The organism is Pseudoalteromonas sp. UBA6610, assembly GCF_002433295.1.
Taxonomy (GTDB): Bacteria; Pseudomonadota; Gammaproteobacteria; order Enterobacterales; family Alteromonadaceae; genus Pseudoalteromonas; species Pseudoalteromonas atlantica.
Map to the genome: position 1 here is coordinate 1 of NZ_DJHW01000123.1, position 18,530 is coordinate 18,530.

Consider the following 18,530-nt stretch of genomic DNA (forward strand, 5'->3'; position numbering starts at 1 on the left):
GGATGTAGGTAAGGGGCGTGAGCAGGACGCGGAAGCTTTACTCGGTTTTTACTTAGCCCACTAGGTTACAAGCCTCGCGCCGCGATTTAATCGCCCCTAGATTGAACAAATTTCAATCCGCAAAGATCATCACGCCCTAGCTAGATTATCGACTAAGTTACCGTTAACTCAAGTAATAATGTTTGCTAAATATTTTTTAGAGCGAGCGGGGTAATTAGTAAAAATACCATGCACCCCAATTTTTAGCATAAAATCCATGTCTTCTGGCCTATCTACGGTGTAGGCATAAACTTGCAGGCCTCGCGCTATGGCATCATCTACAAAAGCTTTATTTACAAAGCTTTTGTCTACATGAACACTATACGCATTTAACTGTTGAGCAAACTGTGCATAATTTAATGGAATTGATGAGGTTAACGCGCCAATGTGTAACCACGGTAACCTATTTTTAAGCCAATGAATTTGATGGTGATCAAACGACGACACTAAAATATTACCTTTAGTAATAACGCCTTTAGCAATATTGTTGTTTAAAATAGTGGCAAACTTTTCAAGCTCAAAGGTATGTTTAAGCTCTATATTGAGTAATGTTTTATTGTTATTCCAATCAAGTAATTGCTGTAGAGTGGGGATTTGCTCGCCGTTACCGGCATCCAACAGACTAAGTTGCTGTGCCGTAAAGTCGCTTACTTTACCGTGCCCGCTGGTGGTTCTATCTAGCCACGAGTCGTGTATGAGCATATAGTCATCAAGCGCACTTTGAATATCAACTTCAATGCCATCTACCCCTACATTTAACGCTTCTAAAATAGCGCTTTTAGTGTTTTCAGGGTAATTGCCGCTTGCCCCGCGGTGCGCAAATATTTTCATTTTCTAGCCTTTTGAGTAATAGACCATGTTTCAAAACAGGCTGCACTGACTATGAGTGCACCGCCAATAAGTGTTAGTAGCGTTGGGCGCTCATGAATAATAACAATAGCCAACAAAGTGCCGTAAAGCGGCTGCAAGCATGAAATTAGCCCCGCAGTAGCTGCCGATAAGTGCTTTAAACTCGCTGCAAACAGCGAGTGCGGTGTAGCGGTAAAAATAATACCCGCCACAGCAATTAAAATAAGGTCGTGGTTACTCACCTCATACACAGGGACCTTAATAAATGCGCAAAGCATAACACTTGCCACTAAGGTTTGATAAAACATGGTTTGTGGGCCGCCATACTGGCTAAAAAAACGCTTATGGGTAATATTTCTAATCGAAAAAAACAAAGCCGAAACCACACCCATAATAACCCCTAAGGTTACATCGTCGCCTAAATTTGCGCTGGGTACGAGTAAATATATACCTAATACAACCACAGCTGCGCTTATAATATCTTTTGCTTGGGGCCTGCTTTTATTAAACAAGGGCTCTAAAAATACCGTCATTACTGGGTAGCTAAAAAAAGCCAGCATACCCACAGTTACGCCCGCCATTTGCATGCCTGCAAAGTAAGTAACCCAATGCATGCCTACTGCCACACCTAAAAATAACGCAATGAGGTAATCTTTTGGTTTATTTAACTTAATTTGTTTTTTTTGAAAGTACAGCATAGCCAAAATTGCCATGCCAGCAATAGCGGTACGATACACCGTAATATCAATTGCATTTAACCCTATTAACTTTGCAAAAAGGGCGGTGCCCCCAAAAAGTAACACGGCAATATGTAAGTAAATCAGGCTTTGCTGTTGTGGCTGCATTTAAATGAGAACTCCTTTTTTTATTATCTTATCACTGGGTGCGAACTCACAGGATGAAATTTTTAAAACATGACAAATGTCAGCAAAGTTAATGACATTTCACACTCTTATTATTTTTTGGCTTTGGCATAGTTAACTTATCTTAATGGGAGGTGGCTATGAATACGTTAATTTTAATAAGTCTCGCTATTAGCGAGTTTTTAGAATCACTTAGCTTTAGTGTTTCAATGAATGATTACTTTATACTCATTAGTATTTTTGTGTTATTTATATTTATTAATAAAAATAATGTTATAAGCAATAACAATGAACTAGGGCCACAGGCATGAGTACAACAAATACGCTTTCAAAGCCCAGTAATAAAAAGTTTTGGGAATACGCACCTTTAATTTTTACTGGGTTTTATTTGCTTCCGACTCTTTTTAATCTATCTAACTTGCCAGTCAATACCATTGTAATGAGCGTGGCGTTTTATATTGTATTTATTTTGCTTTACATAAAAGCCATGCACTGTGAAACAAAGCGTATAACAACGCTGTTTGTTATTATGTTAGTGGTGTGTTTTAGCGCCACATTTTATACCACCGGGACCTCTACATTATTTGGTTTTATCGCGTTTATAGCTGGTGAGTCATACGCTAAAAAAAGCAGGTTATATGCCGTTTTTAGTCTTATATTTACGGTGGCGTTAAGCGCCTATTTGGCAGATATAGCAAACATAAAATACTTTTTAGCCGGCACTTTATTAATTTCAGGAGCGCTGTTGGCCTTTGGCATTGCAACCCAAAAAGAGCGCCTGCATAAAAAGCGCGAACAAGAAAGCGCTAACCAACTAGAGCAATTAGCTGCTATTGCTGAGCGCGAACGTATAGCGCGCGACCTACACGATATTTTAGGCCACTCACTCTCATCTATTGCTTTAAAAGCTGAGCTTGCTAATAAGCTAAATCAAGGAGAGCGCTACGAACAAGCCAATAACGAAATAGCACAAGTAGCAGATCTAGCAAGGCAGTTACTTAGCGATGTAAGAAACGCCGTAAGCGATTTAAAACAACTTAATTTAATAAGCCAAATAGCCCAGCTTAAACAAAGGCTAATAGAGCAAGACTTTAACGTTAACTTTAATGTTGTATTAAATACCTTGCCTCCTAAAGTAGAAGGGATCGCAGGGCTTATAATTAAAGAAGCGGTAACTAATTTATTACGCCATAGCAGTAATAAAAACGGCGAAATAAATATAGAGCAAACACAACATCAGCTGCATATAAGTGTGGTTGATAACGCACCTTGCAGCACGTTAAACGCAGGTAACGGTTTAAATGGTATTAAAGAGCGTGCAGAGCAACTTAATGGCCATGCTACGTTTACCTGTGGCGAGAAGTTTACTTTAAACGTAATGCTGCCAATTTCAGCTAAGGATTAACAATGATCAAAGTATATTTAGTGGAAGATCAAGCACTCGTGCGCGACGCAGTAGGGGCATTGTTAAGCCTTGATTTTAATATTGAAGTGATAGGCCAAGCCAGTAACGGCCAAGATGCACTTAATGCAATAAAAGCACTGGCCGATGAGGCATTGCCAGACATAATTTTAACCGATATTGAAATGCCACACATGAGCGGTATAGAGCTAAGTGAGCAAATAGCGGCCACGTTCCCAACCATTAAAATGGTTATTATGACCACGTTTTCGCGAGCTGGTTATATTAGGCGCTCGCTCGCCCTAGGCGTTAAAGGTTTCATTTTAAAAGAAGCGCCAAGTGATGAGCTTATCAATGCACTTAAAAAGGTAATGCAAGGGCAAAAGGTTATAGACCCAGAGCTTGCCATTAACGCGCTTGATGACGCCGACCCGCTCACCGATAAAGAGCGCAAAGCACTTAAGCTTGCAAGCGATGGCTTAAAAACAAGCGACATAGCCAAACAGCTGTTTATAAGCGAAGGCACAACACGTAATTATTTATCCGATGCTATCGCAAAACTCAATGCCACTAACCGCGTAGATGCAGCGCGTATTGCAAAGCAAAAAGGTTGGTTATAATCGCGCTTATATTAAGTGATGATTAAGGCCATTAAGCGTATGTTTTATTTATTAAAGCGGTTTATTAAAAGTTTCATACGCTTTTACCTGTCTCATTTTACGTATATGGGTTAAAATACCTACATAACCAACTAACAAGATAGTGAATGTCAAACCAAGATCCAAATCTCAGCCGAGAACAAGAAAAGTACGAAAACCCAGTCCCTAGTCGTGAGTTTATACTTACTCACCTTCAAGAGCGTTCAAAACCTGCTAACTTCACGCAACTTTGTGATGAATTAGCTGTAAACGATACCGAACGCCAAATTGCATTTAAGCGCCGCCTTCGTGCCATGGAGCGCGATGGCCAATTGTATTTTAATAAGTTTAAATGTTACGCCCTAATTGACGAAGCCGGTTTAACCAAAGGCAAAGTAATTGGCCACAGAGACGGTTTTGGCTTTTTAGAAGTTGAAGGCGAGAGCAAAGATTGGTTTATAGCTAAGCATCAAATGAACATGGTGCTGCACGGCGACATCGTACTTGCTAAAGGCACAAAACGTGGCTCAGGCTCAAAATGTGATGCCCGCATAATTAAAGTACTCACCAACGAGCGCGCACCTATTGTAGGGCGTTACTTTGTTGAGCATGGTATTGCAGTTGTTGTAGCCGAAGACCCACGTATTACTCAAGATATTATTATTCTGCCAGGCAGTGAAAACGGCGCGCGCCATAACCAAATGGTGCAAGTGCAAATCACTCAAAATCCCAGCCGTAACATGAACGCGGTAGGTAAAATTATTGACGTACTGGGCGAGCATTTAGCGCCAGGTATGGAAATAGAAGTGGCACTGCGCAATCACGATATTCCTCATGTTTGGCCAGAAGAAGTAGAAGAACAAGTAGCTCATTTAGGTGAGTTTGTTGATGAAGCCGACAAACAAGGCCGTGTAGATTTACGCGACCTGCCACTGGTCACCATAGATGGTGAAGACGCCCGCGACTTTGATGATGCCGTATATTGTGAGCGTAAAAAATCTGGCGGCTGGCGCTTATGGGTAGCCATTGCTGATGTATCGCATTATGTAGGTATGAACACGCCGCTAAATAAAGAAGCGATTGCTCGCGGTAACTCAGTGTATTTTCCTGAGCAAGTAATTCCAATGCTGCCAAAAGTGTTGTCGAACGGTTTATGTTCGCTTAACCCTAAAGTAGACCGCCTTTGTATGGTGGCCGAAATGACGGTATCAGACGCAGGTAAGCTTTCGGGTTATAAGTTTTACGAAGCGGTGATGAACTCACATGCGCGTTTAACCTACACCAAAGTAAATGCCATTTTACAAGGCGATGAAAAACTACGCGAAGAATACGCACCCGTTGTGCCACATTTAACTGACTTACAGCAAATGTATATGGCGCTTAAGTCGGCGCGCCAAACCCGTGGTGCTATTGAGTTTGAAACGCTCGAGACGCGTTTTGTATTTAACGCACACCGTAAAATAGAATCAATTGTGCCGGTTGTTCGTAACGACGCGCACAAACTGATTGAAGAATGTATGATTTTAGCCAATGTATCGGCGGCTAAATTATTAGAAAAACACGAAGCCAGCGCGCTTTACCGTGTGCACGATGAGCCAGATCAAGAAAAACTAGGTAATTTTACTCAGTTTTTAAGTGAGCTTGGCATTCAAAGCACATTAAGTGATGAGCCAACACCGAAAGAAATTACCCAAGTGTTAGCCCGTTTAGGCGACCGCCCAGAGGCCGAGCTTATTCAAACCATGCTACTTCGTTCAATGAAGCAAGCGGTTTATCAGCCAGATAACATAGGCCACTTTGGTTTGGCGCTGCCTGCGTATGCACACTTTACCTCACCGATTCGCCGTTACCCTGATTTAGTGGTACACCGTGCAATTAAAGCGGTAATAAAAGCACAAGGTCAGCAAACATCGGGCGCATACGCGTACACTGATGATGAAGTAGACCAACTAGGCGAGCAGTGTTCAACCACCGAGCGCCGCGCAGACGACGCAACGCGTGAAGTTGCCGACTGGCTTAAATGTGAGTTTATGCAAGACCACGTGGGTGATGAGTTTAACGGGGTTATTTCATCCGTTACTAACTTTGGCTTATTTATACGCCTAGACGACTTACAAATTGATGGCCTGATCCATGTTACTAATTTAGGTGATGAATACTTCCATCATGATGGTGCAAAACACACCCTAATTGGCGAGCATACACATACCGTTTACCGCCTTGGCGATAAAGTAACGGTACAAGTTGCTTCGGTAAGTTTAGATGAGCGCCGTATAAATTTAACGCTCAGTGGTGATGTGGCTCAAGACAGATACGCGCGTCGCCGTGGCTCAGCTAAAGGAGCAGGGCGCGGTAAATCAAGCCATGCACCAGCAAGTGTAAGATCGCAGCTTAAAGCGGGTAAAATCCCTGGAAAAAACACATCAGGCGATGAAAAACCCAAAGCTGGTAAAAAACCAGCCAGTAAAAGCAAAGGCAAACCAGCGGGTAAGTCTGGCGCAAAACCAGCCGGTAAAAAAGCCGCTGAAACCACCGCTAAGAAAAAACCGAAAAAAAAGGCAGTTAAAAAGCCTAAAAGACCAGGCAAAAATGCCCGTAAACGTAATAGCCCAGGAGCAAACAATACGTGAGTAATGAATTAATTTTTGGCTTTCACTCTGTTGAAGCAATTTTAGCAAAAGAGCCAGAGCGTTTTTTAGAAATTTATGCCCTAAAAGGTCGTGATGATAAGCGCTTATCCCCGATTATTAATGAAGCACGTAAATTTGGTATTTCTGTACAATTTATGCAGCGAAAAGCGCTAGATAACAAAGCAAACGATGAGCAGCACCAAGGCATTATTGCCAATGTAAAAGCTGCGCGTGTTTACAACGAAAAAGATTTAGATGAGATCATTGCTCGCGAAGATACGCCGTTTTTACTAGTACTAGATGGCATAACCGATCCGCACAATTTAGGTGCCTGCCTACGTAGCGCAGATGCAGCAGGTGTACACGCTATAATTGTACCTAAAGATAAGTCGGCCAAGCTTAACGGCACAGCACGTAAAGTAGCCTGTGGCGCAGCCGAAACCGTACCGCTTATTCAGGTAACAAACCTGGCGCGTACGCTTCGCGAAATTAAAGACGCAGGCGTATGGGTTGTGGGCACCGCAGGTGAAACAGACACCCACGTGTTTGATGCAAACCTTACTGGGCCAATGGCAATAGTAATGGGAGCAGAGGGCGAGGGCATGCGCCGTTTAACGCGTGAGCATTGCGACGTGTTAGTTAAAATTCCGATGGCAGGAAGTGTTTCTAGCTTAAATGTATCGGTAGCCACCGGTATTTGTTTATTTGAAGTGCTACGCCAACGTAACGTAAATAACTAATATCCAGTTGCTTAATTAATATATTTATTTTTAGGCAGCTAAGCGTGTCGATAGACAAAATTCGTTATTTAATCGTTTAAATAAGGGATTTAGTTAGCGCCAAATTTAGCTTACAAAACGCCGAGGTTATTTTAACCTCGGCGTTTTTTATGTAGCGTAGTTGGTAATTTTACAGGTTAAGCAAATCGCCAACGCGCACTAATAGCCTAAACGTAATGCGATAAACTCAGCGAGTTTGTCTACTGCATGCTCCGACTCCCCACCGCTTTTTATTAAGCTAATACCTATGCTACCAAGAGCTGGTAAATATTTACTTTGCGCCTGAAAATTAAGATCGCTTGGCACCGTACTTTTAGCCAGTACAGTAATACCCAAGCCTTCTTTTAAAGCGGCAATAAGGCCGGTTAAATCGGCATTGCTGTAAACAATACGGTATTTGATATTGGCACTTTTAAGTGCATCTGTAGCGCGGCGCCTATAAATACAGCCCTCGGGCGCGGTGACTAAGGTTACTACCTCATTTTTTGCCTGTGCTAGGTCGCCCACCCATACTAGCTCGTCTTGCATAAAAATAGGGAACTTGTCTGAATTAAGGCGCTCGTTAAGTGCTAAAACAAGATCAAATTGATCTTGCCTTGAGGCTGACAGTAAATGTTTACTTAAGCGCGATTTAACCTCCAGCGATACCTCAGGATAAAGCGAGACAAAATCACCAATAATAGAGGGTAAAATACGTGCTGCAAATTCGCTAGGAATACCCAAGCGCACTTTACCGGTTATGCTTTCTGAGGTGAACTGCTGCAAAATAGCATCGTTATACTGCATCATTTGTTTTGCCATAGGCAAAAGTAGCTCACCGTACTGATTAAGCACTTGGCGCTGGCCCTGCTTTTTAAATAATTTATAACCGAGTAAATCTTCAAGGCGTTTAATTTGCAAGCTTACCGCAGGTTGCGATAACCCCAGAAGGTCGCCGGCTTTTGCAAATCCACCTACCTCAACAACCATTACAAAGGTACGCAAACTGTCGGTTGATATGTTTTTCATATTTAAAATTACAATTTATATAGCTACATATATAAGTATTATTTATCAATTGATAAATAATTACAATTTGTTGTTGTCACAGTGGCGCAATATACTTTTGGTATCAAAAATACACAGGTGTTTGTTATGACTTTTAACCCAATAATGTTTGCCCGCCACAGCAATGCTGCAAGTGCAGTTACCAATGCCGTGCAAGCAAATAACAACCTCGTTGTAATGGATTTTAGTGGCAGTGAAACCAGTGTATTTTTAAGCACTATTTTAGGGTTAGATCTCACAAAGCTTACAGCCAGCGGCTTAGGCCTAAAAGGCACGCTTGATGGCGATTTAAATTCTGATTACAGCTTTGCCGTTTATTACTTTAGCGAAACCGCATTTAGATTTGTATTACCGCACAGCGCAAGCTTGCAATTACAAGCACTGATAAACGAGCAGCAACTTCGTTTTGATATTGATTATGTACTACGTAGCGACCTTGCAACTCTTGCGCTGTGTGGAGCAAACGCATTTGATACCTTAATTAGCGCGTTTAAATTAACGCCAGGGCTGCGTTTATCAAACCCGCAACTATGCTATGGCGCGCAAAGCGGCGAAGTATTTATTACCGCCATAGATAAAAACGACGAACAGCACTTTGTGCTAGTAGCCAAGCAACAAGAACTACAAAAGTGGCAACAGCACTTACAAGCACAAGGTTTTGCCCTAATGCAAAACGAAGCTGCCTAATACATAAAATAACCGGTAAACATAACCGTGTTTGCCTGTTGAGTTAAATCTATTTAAGCCACGCCCGCACAGGGTTAATTTAAAAGTGAAGGAATGTTATGACTTCTAAAACTGTACTACATGCTAAGCACCTTGAAGCAGGCGCAAAAATGGTTGATTTTCATGGCTGGGAAATGCCAATCAACTACGGCTCACAAATAGAAGAACACAATGCAGTGCGTACCGATGCAGGTATGTTTGACGTATCACACATGACCATTGTTGATATTGAAGGCGAACAAGCAAAAGCATTTTTACGTAAGTTAGTAGCAAACGACGTAGCAAAATTAACAGTCCCTGGTAAAGCGCTTTACACGGGCATGCTTAACGAGCAAGGCGGCGTAATAGACGATCTAATTATTTACTACTTTAGCGAAACGTTTTATCGCTTAGTGGTAAATTCTGCCACCCGCGAAAAAGATTTAGCTCACTTAGCTAAAGTATCTGCCGACTTTACAGTAACCGTAACTGAGCGCCCAGAGTTTGCAATGATTGCAGTACAAGGCCCTAACGCTAAAGCAAAAACAGCCACTCTTTTAAATGCCGAGCAACAAGCAGCCGTTGAAGGCATGAAGCCATTTTTTGGTGTACAAGTAGGTGATTTATTTATTGCCACAACGGGTTATACTGGCGAAGACGGTTACGAAATAGTAGTACCGAACGAGCAAGCAGCCGATTTATGGCAACAACTGCTAGATGCAGGTGTAGCGCCAGCCGGTTTAGGTGCACGCGACACGCTACGTTTAGAAGCAGGTATGAACCTTTACGGCCTAGATATGGACGAAAGCGTATCGCCACTTGCAGCTAACATGGCATGGACCATTGCATGGGAACCAGAAGATCGTGACTTTATTGGTCGTGACGTACTTGTTAAGCAACGCGCCGAAAAAAGCACCCATAAACTTGTTGGTTTAGTGCTTGAAGAAAAAGGCGTATTGCGTAGCGGCTCAAAAGTAATTGTTGAAGGTGGTGAAGGGGTAATTACCTCAGGTACTTTCTCACCAACACTTGGTTTTAGTGTAGCCCTTGCACGTGTACCACGTTCAACAGGGGATACAGCCCAAGTAGAAATGCGCAAAAAATTAGTTAACGTTAAAGTAGTAAAGCCTAGCTTTGTACGTAACGGCAAATCAATCATTTAAAAATTTGGTTATACCAATCACAATAATTATTGTGATTGGTATCCTCCCAATATAAACCAAAGGAACAAAATAATGAGCAATATCCCTAGCGATTTAAAATACGCCTCTTCTCACGAGTGGGTTCGCAACGAAGGTGACGGTACATTTACTGTGGGTATTTCTGAGCATGCGCAAGAGCTGCTTGGCGACATGGTATTTGTAGAACTACCAGAAGTAGGCGATGCAGTAGATGCAGGCGAAGATTGTGCAGTTGCAGAGTCGGTTAAAGCTGCATCAGACATTTACGCACCAGTTGGCGGCGAAATTGTAGCGATTAACGAAGAGCTAGAAGACGCACCAGAAACGGTTAACAACGACCCATATGGTGACGGCTGGTTATTCCGCATTAAAGCAACTGACGAGTCAGAGCTTGAAAACCTACTTAGCGCAGAAGACTACGCTAACACAATCGACGAAGAGTAATACTCTAAGTAGATGACAAAAGCCCCATTCACTGTTTTTGGGGCTTTTATGATTTAACGGCCTACTTCCCATACACAGTACGTTATTAAATCATCACATATTTTAATCAATACTAATTACCCGTTAGTATTTAGGATCATAGGAATCTAGACGCATGTCAAACGCCAAATCTCTTGAACAGTTAGAGCAAAAGCAAGATTTTATTCGCCGCCACATTGGGCCAAGCCCAGCACAAGTAAGCGATATGCTAAGTGCTTTAGAAGTATCAAGTGTGCAAGAGCTGATCGACCAAACTGTACCTGCAAGCATTCGCTTAGCGCAGCCATTAACAGTTGGCGAAAGCCGTACTGAAGTTGAAACACTAAGCTACTTAAAATCGGTAGCAAGCAAAAATAAAGTTTTCAAATCGTACATTGGCCAAGGCTACCACCCAACGCACGTACCGCACGTAATTTTACGTAACGTACTAGAAAACCCAGGTTGGTATACTGCGTACACGCCGTACCAGCCAGAAATTGCGCAAGGGCGTTTAGAGTCGTTACTAAATTTTCAAACTATGACCCTAGATTTAACAGGCCTTGATTTAGCAAGCGCCTCGTTACTTGACGAATCAACCGCTGCTGCTGAGGCAATGGGCCTTGCAAAACGCGTATCTAAAGCTAAAAAGGCCAATGCCTTTTTTATCGCCGACGACGTGCACACACAAACTATTGACGTAGTAAGCACCCGTGCTGAGCAGTTTGGTTTTGAAATAATTGTAGGTAAAGCAGAAGATGCCGTTAACCACGACATTTTTGGCGCACTTTTCCAATACCCAACTACATCAGGTGAAGTAGTCGATATAACCGACCTAATTGCTGGCGTACAAAGCAAAAAGGCCATTGCCTGTGTTGCTGCCGACATTATGAGCTTATTACTATTAAAAGCGCCGGGTAAATTAGGTGCCGACGTAGTACTTGGTTCGGCTCAGCGTTTTGGTGTACCTATGGGTTACGGCGGACCACACGCTGCATTTTTTGCAACACGTGACGCATACAAACGTTCATTACCAGGGCGCATTATTGGTGTATCTAAAGACCGTTTAGGTAACGATGCACTGCGTATGGCAATGCAAACGCGCGAACAACACATTCGCCGCGACAAAGCCAACTCAAACATTTGTACAGCGCAGGTATTACTTGCCAACATGGCAGCGTTTTACGCGGTGTACCATGGCCCACAAGGCTTAAAAACTATCGCGCAGCGTATACATCGCTTTGCTGATATTTTAGCTGCCGGCCTAAAAGCTAAAGGTGTAGCACTTAAACACAGCACCTGGTTTGATACGCTAACAGTAGTTAGCGACAGCAAAGAAGACGTAATAGTACGTGCACTTGCCAAAGGCGTTAACTTTGCCACAAACCACGACGGCGAATACTCTATTTCGGTTTCAGAAACTACAACACGCGCCGATGTAGCTGAGCTATTTGATATTGTACTAGGTGAAGGCCATGGCCTAAGCGTAGATAGTATTGCAGCCGATATTGAAGCAAACGGTAGCGACTCTATTCCAGCTAGTTTAGTACGTGATGACGAAGTATTAACGCATCCAAACTTTAACAGCTACCACAGCGAAACAGACATGCTTCGCTACATTAAGCGCCTAGAAAACAAAGATTTAGCGCTTAACCACTCAATGATCTCGTTAGGTTCATGTACCATGAAACTAAACGCGACCGCTGAGATGATCCCAATTACATGGCCTGAATTTGCAAACTTGCACCCATTCTGCCCGCTCGATCAGGCCGAAGGTTACCAAATAATGATTAACGAGCTGCACGACTGGCTAGTTAATATTACGGGGTACGATGCAGTTTCACTACAGCCAAACTCTGGCGCACAAGGTGAATACGCAGGCTTAATTGCTATTCGTAAATACCACGAGTCACGCGGCGATGCGCACCGTAACGTATGTTTAATTCCAAGCTCAGCGCACGGTACTAACCCTGCATCTGCGCAAATGGCCAGCATGAAAATTGTAGTGGTTGATTGTGATAAAAACGGTAACGTAGACATGGCCGATCTAAAAGCGAAAGCCGAAGAAGTGTCTGAAAACTTATCGTGTATTATGATCACATACCCATCTACACACGGCGTTTACGAAGAAACCATTCGCGAAATTTGTGACATTGTGCACGAGCACGGCGGGCAAGTTTACATGGATGGCGCAAACATGAACGCCCAAGTAGGCGTAACAAGCCCAGGCTTTATTGGCTCAGACGTATCGCACTTAAACTTGCACAAAACGTTTTGTATTCCGCACGGTGGCGGTGGCCCAGGTGTAGGCCCAATTGGTGTTAAATCGCACCTTGCGCCATTCATGCCAAACCACAGCGTAATTAACGTACCGGGTACAAACATTAACAACGGTGCAGTATCAGCAGCGCCTTACGGCTCAGCCGCTATTTTACCTATTTCATGGGCTTACATTACCATGATGGGCTCAGAGGGCTTAAAACAAGCCACTGAAATGGCGATTGTGAATGCTAACTACTTAACACACGAGTTAAGCCAGCACTTCCCAATTTTATACCGTGGCCGTAACAACCGCGTTGCGCACGAATGTATTGTTGACCTACGCCCACTTAAAGAGCAATCAGGCATTACTGAAATGGACGTAGCTAAGCGCTTGCAAGATTACGGCTTCCATTCACCCACTATGTCGTTCCCAGTAGCGGGCACGTTAATGATTGAGCCAACTGAATCTGAGTCAAAAGGCGAGATAGACCGCTTTATCGAAGCTATGGTGTCAATCAAAGGCGAAATCGACAAAGTAATCTCTGGCGAATGGTCAATCGAAAACAACCCACTTGTCTTTGCACCACATACACAAGCTGACGTACTTGGTAACGAATGGGACCGCGCGTACGACCGTTTTTACGCTGCATTCCCAGTGCCTTCGGTAGCAAAAGACAAGTTTTGGCCAACCGTTACACGAATAGATGACGTATACGGCGACCGTAACTTAGTATGTTCATGCCCAGCGGTAGAGACATATCGCGATTAATTTTTGAACTTTAATGGGTAGTTGTCGTACTCTAATAAAGTCTGTGACTTTATTTTGGTAGTTTGTGAGTCGAATATAGTTTGTGACTCGTAAAGAATTGAAAGGTGAGCCTAGTGCTCACCTTTTTTGACTGTGTCGAGTTTAACTCTCGTCTTGATTGAAATAATATTACTTTTAATGTCTAATAAATTGTTTAAAGTTATTAGATATTTAACAGGGATGGCAATTGAGTTTTAAATTAAATATGAATGGTGACTTGTGGGAAGGGTTCTGTGAAAGGATGCTTCGACATGAGTTTGGTTGGAAAAACTTTACTAGTGTTCCTCATCACGATAGAGGGGATCATGGAATAGAGTTTTTTACAAATTGTGGTGTCATATTTCAATGTTATTATCCCGACCCTGCCTACTCAATGGACGAACATCGTAAGCATGTTCAAAAAAAAATTAATGAAGATCTCAAAAAGCTTTCAGAATATGAAAATGAGATTCAAAAAATGCTTGGCGACGTTAAAATATCGTCTTGGGTGTTAGTGATACCAGAAGTTAGAACTAAAGAACTGCTAAAGTACTGTAAAACTAAAGAAAAAAAACTTCCCTCCCTTACGTATCAAGCTAAATGCGGCATTTCTGTAAAAATTGAAACAGATAACTCATTCCCGAAAGGTTCTCTCTATTCTAGAAAATTTATTGGAGAAGAGATCAATATACCTATTCAAAAGGTTGAAGAGGCACATACAGATATTTGGAAAACAGACAATAGTAACTTTTTTGAAAATATATGTAGAAAGACGGCTAAAGTTACAGATGTAAATTTAGAAAACTTGCGTAAGACATTGATTGCACAGTATATGCAACTAGAAGATTTAATGGATGCATACCGCGATCAATTTCCTGACTTGTACACTCAAGTAACATCAATTGCTCTGGTTAACCTAGAAGAACTAAAGAATGAAAACTTATTTGTGAAAGAGAATCCAAAGATGATTTTGACGTCTTTGTTGAAAAGGAATAGGGAGTCCATTGATAAAATAGAGCAATCAATTTCTAGGGCTAATATAGAAGCTTTTTCTAGTGGCTTTATAGCTAGATGGCTGGCTGAATGTAAGATGGATTTTATTATTGATGAGTAATGAAAAAGAATTTCAAAATACCAGAAAGGCGACAGCACTGATTAGTGATGCTGGATATCCTTTGCCAATTGAATTGAGACCTATTTGGAGAATTGGTCTAATTTGTTTAGCGATTCAGGAATCAAGTAAAGATGGTCAAACACTTAAATTAAATAAAGTGCGTTTTCTTCTTTGGATGCTTATTAGACCCCAAAAGTGGGATAGTTACTATGATTGCCTGCACGGCTATGACGATTCAATTATTTCAATGTCATCTGACAAGTCAACGGAAAAGGCTGTTGAACTGGCCATTTCAAAGAATTTCGTGAGGTTAGATTCTGATTGCCTAACTTTAAGTGTAGAAGGTGATAATCTATTGCAACTTGCACGTGATTTAAAGATGTTTCAACGTGAAACTGAATTCTTACACACCATTAAAAATAAGGTAACAGATACTTATATTAAAAGGATTTTAGGAAATTAAAATGCTTGGACTAACTTTAAAGAAACTGACAGTTACATCTATTACAAATGATGGAAATTACTATACAGAGTTAACATTTACAAAAGGACTTAATATTCTGAGGGCTGAAAACTCCTCTGGTAAATCAACTTGTGTTAACTCAATTGCTTATGCTTTAGGTTTGGATGCGATATTGGGCCCTAGCCGAAGAAAGCCTTTCCCACGCTCTATGCATCAGTTTTTGGAAGTTTCAAAGGATGATTCTGCGCCACACTTTGTAAGACAATCTTATGTCGAGCTAGAAGTGGAAAATGAAAATAATGAATGGGCTAAGTTTAAAAGAGACGTAGAAGGGAACAAGGATAAGGTCACTATTTACGATAAGAGCGGTGAAATAGGTGACTTTTTCTTGGGAAGTGCAGGAAGTGTAGGTTCAGCAAAAAGTGAAATGGGTTTTCACTTCTGGTTAGAGAGATATATAAACTGGAACTTACCAGACTTAATGACTCATGATGGAAAGCCTACTAGGTTATATTTGGAGTGTGTTTTTCCTTTATTTTTCATTGAGCAAAAAAGAGGTTGGTCTGAAATACAAGCAAATACACCAACGTATTATGGAATTAAAGGTGTCAAGAAAGCTGCAATAGAGTTTTGTTTAGGAGTAGAAAGCTACTCTAAAAAAAATAGATTGGCGGAACTAAATGCCTTTATCTCTGATGTAGAAAAGAACTGGGATAAAATAATTAGTTCTGCTGCTTCGTTGGCTGAATTTGGGGGCTTGAGGCTGCAACTCGGTTGCACCTTGGACAAAGAAAGTTTTTTTCCTCTTATTTCATTTCAAGTGCCACATCAAGATAAATCAACGGAGCTTGAGCCGTATATCAACGGGCTGAAATCAACTTTAGCAGATATATTAAATAGTATAAAAAAATGGCCTCACTATAACGAGGTCTCGGAATTAACAGCAACAAAAAGATCGCTAATAAGAGAGGCTGATCAATTTGCTCAAAGGCAAGAAGCATTATTAATATCTATCCAAAAAAACGAAGAAAAGATTTCAAGTATTACTATTGAATTAGATAGGTATAAGCAATTGAAACGTCTTCATGATGTTGGCAGTGATAATAGTTTTGAAATTGTTGTTACTTCGTGCCCTGTCTGTGAATCAGATATGTACGATAGTTTAGCTAAGGTTTCTGTAGACTCTAAGCCATTATCGGTCGAGCAGAATATTGAATTTCTCAAAAATCAGCTTGATTTCTATTCTGGAATAAAGAAAAGACATACAAAGGATCTTGAAGAGTTAGAAAAAGAAATAACCTTCGTTCAATCTACCATTATTAAAGTTCAATCTAAAATAGATGAATTAAAGACTGACGAAGCGCAGTTCATAGAAATATATGGCAAAGATTTAAAGAGGAAAGTAGAAATCGAAGCTGAAATAAGGGAGTTAACTAAACTCCTTTCTAAGCAGGCTGATTTCAATCAAAGGGCTAAGGATTGTCATCGTGAGTGGCAGACGTTTTCTTCTGAACTAAAAGCATTAAGAAAGAAATCTTCTGAAGATGTATCATTTAAAATCAGAAAAGAGTTGAAAGAGTTGTTGGTCAAAAACTTAACCGAATTTGGTTACAAAACAGCTAATCAACATTTTCTTCAAATATCTGAGCAAACATTACGGCCTGAATTAGACGGATACGATATTGTTGCTGACTCCTCTGCTAGCGATTACATCAGAATTATTTGGTCATATACGTTGGCTTTGCTGGAGTTGGGAATTGCCAATGACAAAGTAAGGCATGGAGGTTTCGTTGTGTTTGATGAGCCTAGACAACATGAAACAGACAAAGGAAGTTTTGCATCTTTACTAAATAAATCTAGTTCACTATTGAATTCCGGTGGGCAGGTTATTGTTGCAACCAGTATGAATGTCAATGAATTAAACAGCTATGACTTGAAGAATGCCAATATTCGCATTTTCGATGATGGTGAATATATTTTAAAGAAAGACGAAGATGAAGAATTAAATGGACAATAAGCTTAGCTGTAATAAGCACGGCAGTTCAAATGCAACTTTCATTTGCCAACACTTAGCTAGTGGAGAAGGTTTAGGTTTTAACTTGGGTTACGACCCTGACAACCCAGACGAATTATGCCCAGATGCTTGGTGCAATAAATGCGAAGAAGTCTTAGATACTGAAGGCGAGTGGAATGACAAATTAGAAGCCTTTGCTGATATAAAGGTTATGTGTGTGAAAACCAAAGGGGTCTGAAAACCAAAGGGGTCAAATCTTGACTTCATACATCAATGGTCTAGATTTATAGTTTATTGCTCATTGAGTTTATTATTATGTCTAGACCGCTGCGAATAGAGTATGAAAATGCGTTTTATCATGTGATGAATCGCGGCCGAGGGCGTGAAAATACCTTTTTGGGTGATGACGATTTTAAGCATTTTTTATATTGCATTGAGCAAGCAAGCCTTCGCTTTAATATTGAAGTGCATTCTTATTGTTTAATGACCAATCATTACCACCTGCTAATCAAAACCCCTGATGCAAATTTAGGCCGAGCCATGAAGCATATTAATGGCCTTTATACTCAATACTTTAATAGAGCACATAACACAGATGGTGCTCTGTTTAGAGGGCGCTACAAAGCGGTGCTTGTGGATGCTGATAATTACTTACTCCATGTTAGCCGTTATATACATCGTAACCCTATAGAAGCAAGTACACCGCTAGTCGATGAACTCATTGACTATAAATGGTCTAGCTACTCAGCCTTCATCAAAAAAGCGGCGACACCGAAATGGTTAGTTCGAGACTTTATATTTTCGCTTCAAGGAAAAAAGCGTAAATATGCTGCGTACAAACAGTTTGTTGAATATGAAAATAATAAAGAAATAAGCGCTTTTTATAGTGCTAAAAAGTTATTGTCGGTTTTAGGTTGTGAGGACTTTATTGAAAGTATAAAAGACTACATTGCCAAGCCTGATAGCGAAAGAAAGCTTGTTAGTAAAAATCACTCAGCAGATGATGTTATAGCTTACTTAGCTCAATATTTTAATGTTGAAGTTAATGAGATTATAACGGTTAAAAAGGGGCGAAAAGAGAAAAATTTACCACGCTGGTTTGCTATTAAATTATGCCAAGATTTAACGGAATTAAATTTGCAGGCTCTAGCAGCTGTTTTTAATGTTGAGCATTATTCGGCGATATCGAAAGCTGTAGGTAGGTTGAATAAATTAATGGTTGAAGATGAAAAGGTTAAATTACAATTGGAAAAACTTCGAGATTGTTTGATGTCTGAAGTCAAGATTTGATAATCATA

General features: G+C 40.9%; 17 protein-coding genes. 14 read left to right on the forward strand and 3 right to left on the reverse strand.

Features of this window, described 5'->3' with window-relative positions; genetic code table 11:
- Positions 1-168: 168 nt before the first annotated feature.
- Together B4F91_RS16170 and B4F91_RS16175 are read right to left on the reverse strand one after the other, a co-directional pair.
- The gene (locus B4F91_RS16170) at positions 169-870 is read right to left on the reverse strand and encodes a glycerophosphodiester phosphodiesterase (RefSeq protein WP_055252750.1); all 702 of its coding nucleotides are present in this window, start codon (positions 868-870) and stop codon (positions 169-171) included.
- Positions 867-1,733 carry a DMT family transporter gene (locus B4F91_RS16175; protein WP_024033283.1) on the reverse strand — a complete coding sequence of 289 codons (867 nt, stop codon included), beginning with the start codon at positions 1,731-1,733 and terminating at the stop codon, positions 867-869. Before B4F91_RS16175 ends, B4F91_RS16170 begins: the two co-directional genes overlap by 4 nt.
- A gap of 158 nt (positions 1,734-1,891) precedes the next feature.
- Here B4F91_RS16175 and B4F91_RS16180 point away from each other — a divergent pair, with 158 nt between their 5' ends.
- The 5 genes from B4F91_RS16180 (at position 1,892) to rlmB (ending at position 7,161) form a co-directional block, all read left to right on the forward strand.
- Positions 1,892-2,062: a hypothetical protein gene (locus B4F91_RS16180; protein WP_167381752.1), complete on the forward strand. Its 171-nt coding sequence runs from the start codon at positions 1,892-1,894 to the stop codon at positions 2,060-2,062.
- The gene (locus B4F91_RS16185) at positions 2,059-3,156 is read left to right on the forward strand and encodes a sensor histidine kinase (RefSeq protein ID WP_096042290.1); all 1,098 of its coding nucleotides are present in this window, start codon (positions 2,059-2,061) and stop codon (positions 3,154-3,156) included. Before B4F91_RS16180 ends, B4F91_RS16185 begins: the two co-directional genes overlap by 4 nt.
- A gap of 2 nt (positions 3,157-3,158) precedes the next feature.
- Positions 3,159-3,773 (forward strand): response regulator transcription factor, encoded by a 615-nt coding sequence (locus B4F91_RS16190; RefSeq protein WP_004587598.1) that lies wholly within the window; start codon positions 3,159-3,161, stop codon positions 3,771-3,773.
- A 146-nt stretch (positions 3,774-3,919) separates the two neighbouring features.
- Positions 3,920-6,421, forward strand: a complete 2,502-nt coding sequence (gene rnr / locus B4F91_RS16195; RefSeq protein ID WP_029772011.1) for a ribonuclease R — start codon at positions 3,920-3,922, stop codon at positions 6,419-6,421.
- Positions 6,418-7,161, forward strand: a complete 744-nt coding sequence (gene rlmB / locus B4F91_RS16200; RefSeq protein ID WP_029772012.1) for a 23S rRNA (guanosine(2251)-2'-O)-methyltransferase RlmB — start codon at positions 6,418-6,420, stop codon at positions 7,159-7,161. The genes rnr and rlmB overlap by 4 nt, the downstream gene beginning before the upstream one ends.
- Positions 7,162-7,359: 198 nt before the next feature.
- Here the strand turns inward: rlmB and B4F91_RS16205 are convergent, their stop codons facing one another.
- Positions 7,360-8,208, reverse strand: coding sequence for a LysR family transcriptional regulator (locus B4F91_RS16205; RefSeq protein ID WP_029772013.1), 849 nt, complete (start codon positions 8,206-8,208; stop codon positions 7,360-7,362).
- A gap of 126 nt (positions 8,209-8,334) precedes the next feature.
- Here B4F91_RS16205 and B4F91_RS16210 point away from each other — a divergent pair, with 126 nt between their 5' ends.
- The 9 genes from B4F91_RS16210 to B4F91_RS16250 all read left to right on the forward strand — a co-directional run bounded on the left by B4F91_RS16210 (position 8,335) and on the right by B4F91_RS16250 (position 18,522).
- Positions 8,335-8,934, forward strand: a complete 600-nt coding sequence (locus B4F91_RS16210) for a hypothetical protein (protein WP_004587594.1) — start codon at positions 8,335-8,337, stop codon at positions 8,932-8,934.
- A gap of 98 nt (positions 8,935-9,032) precedes the next feature.
- Positions 9,033-10,115: a glycine cleavage system aminomethyltransferase GcvT gene (gcvT, locus tag B4F91_RS16215; RefSeq protein ID WP_004587593.1), complete on the forward strand. Its 1,083-nt coding sequence runs from the start codon at positions 9,033-9,035 to the stop codon at positions 10,113-10,115.
- A gap of 72 nt (positions 10,116-10,187) precedes the next feature.
- Positions 10,188-10,577 carry a glycine cleavage system protein GcvH gene (gcvH, locus tag B4F91_RS16220; protein WP_004587592.1) on the forward strand — a complete coding sequence of 130 codons (390 nt, stop codon included), beginning with the start codon at positions 10,188-10,190 and terminating at the stop codon, positions 10,575-10,577.
- Between the two features lie 154 nt (positions 10,578-10,731).
- On the forward strand, positions 10,732-13,623 hold the full coding sequence (gene gcvP / locus B4F91_RS16225) for an aminomethyl-transferring glycine dehydrogenase (protein ID WP_288636032.1): 2,892 nt from the start codon (positions 10,732-10,734) through the stop codon (positions 13,621-13,623).
- A 226-nt stretch (positions 13,624-13,849) separates the two neighbouring features.
- Positions 13,850-14,755 (forward strand): hypothetical protein, encoded by a 906-nt coding sequence (locus B4F91_RS16230; RefSeq protein WP_288636034.1) that lies wholly within the window; start codon positions 13,850-13,852, stop codon positions 14,753-14,755.
- Positions 14,748-15,218: a hypothetical protein gene (locus B4F91_RS16235; RefSeq protein WP_288636036.1), complete on the forward strand. Its 471-nt coding sequence runs from the start codon at positions 14,748-14,750 to the stop codon at positions 15,216-15,218. The genes B4F91_RS16230 and B4F91_RS16235 overlap by 8 nt, the downstream gene beginning before the upstream one ends.
- Position 15,219: 1 nt before the next feature.
- On the forward strand, positions 15,220-17,235 hold the full coding sequence (locus tag B4F91_RS16240; protein ID WP_288636038.1) for an AAA family ATPase: 2,016 nt from the start codon (positions 15,220-15,222) through the stop codon (positions 17,233-17,235).
- Positions 17,225-17,470, forward strand: a complete 246-nt coding sequence (locus B4F91_RS16245; protein ID WP_288636040.1) for a hypothetical protein — start codon at positions 17,225-17,227, stop codon at positions 17,468-17,470. The genes B4F91_RS16240 and B4F91_RS16245 overlap by 11 nt, the downstream gene beginning before the upstream one ends.
- 77 nt (positions 17,471-17,547) lie before the next feature.
- Positions 17,548-18,522: a transposase gene (locus tag B4F91_RS16250; RefSeq protein ID WP_288636042.1), complete on the forward strand. Its 975-nt coding sequence runs from the start codon at positions 17,548-17,550 to the stop codon at positions 18,520-18,522.
- Positions 18,523-18,530: the final 8 nt, after the last annotated feature.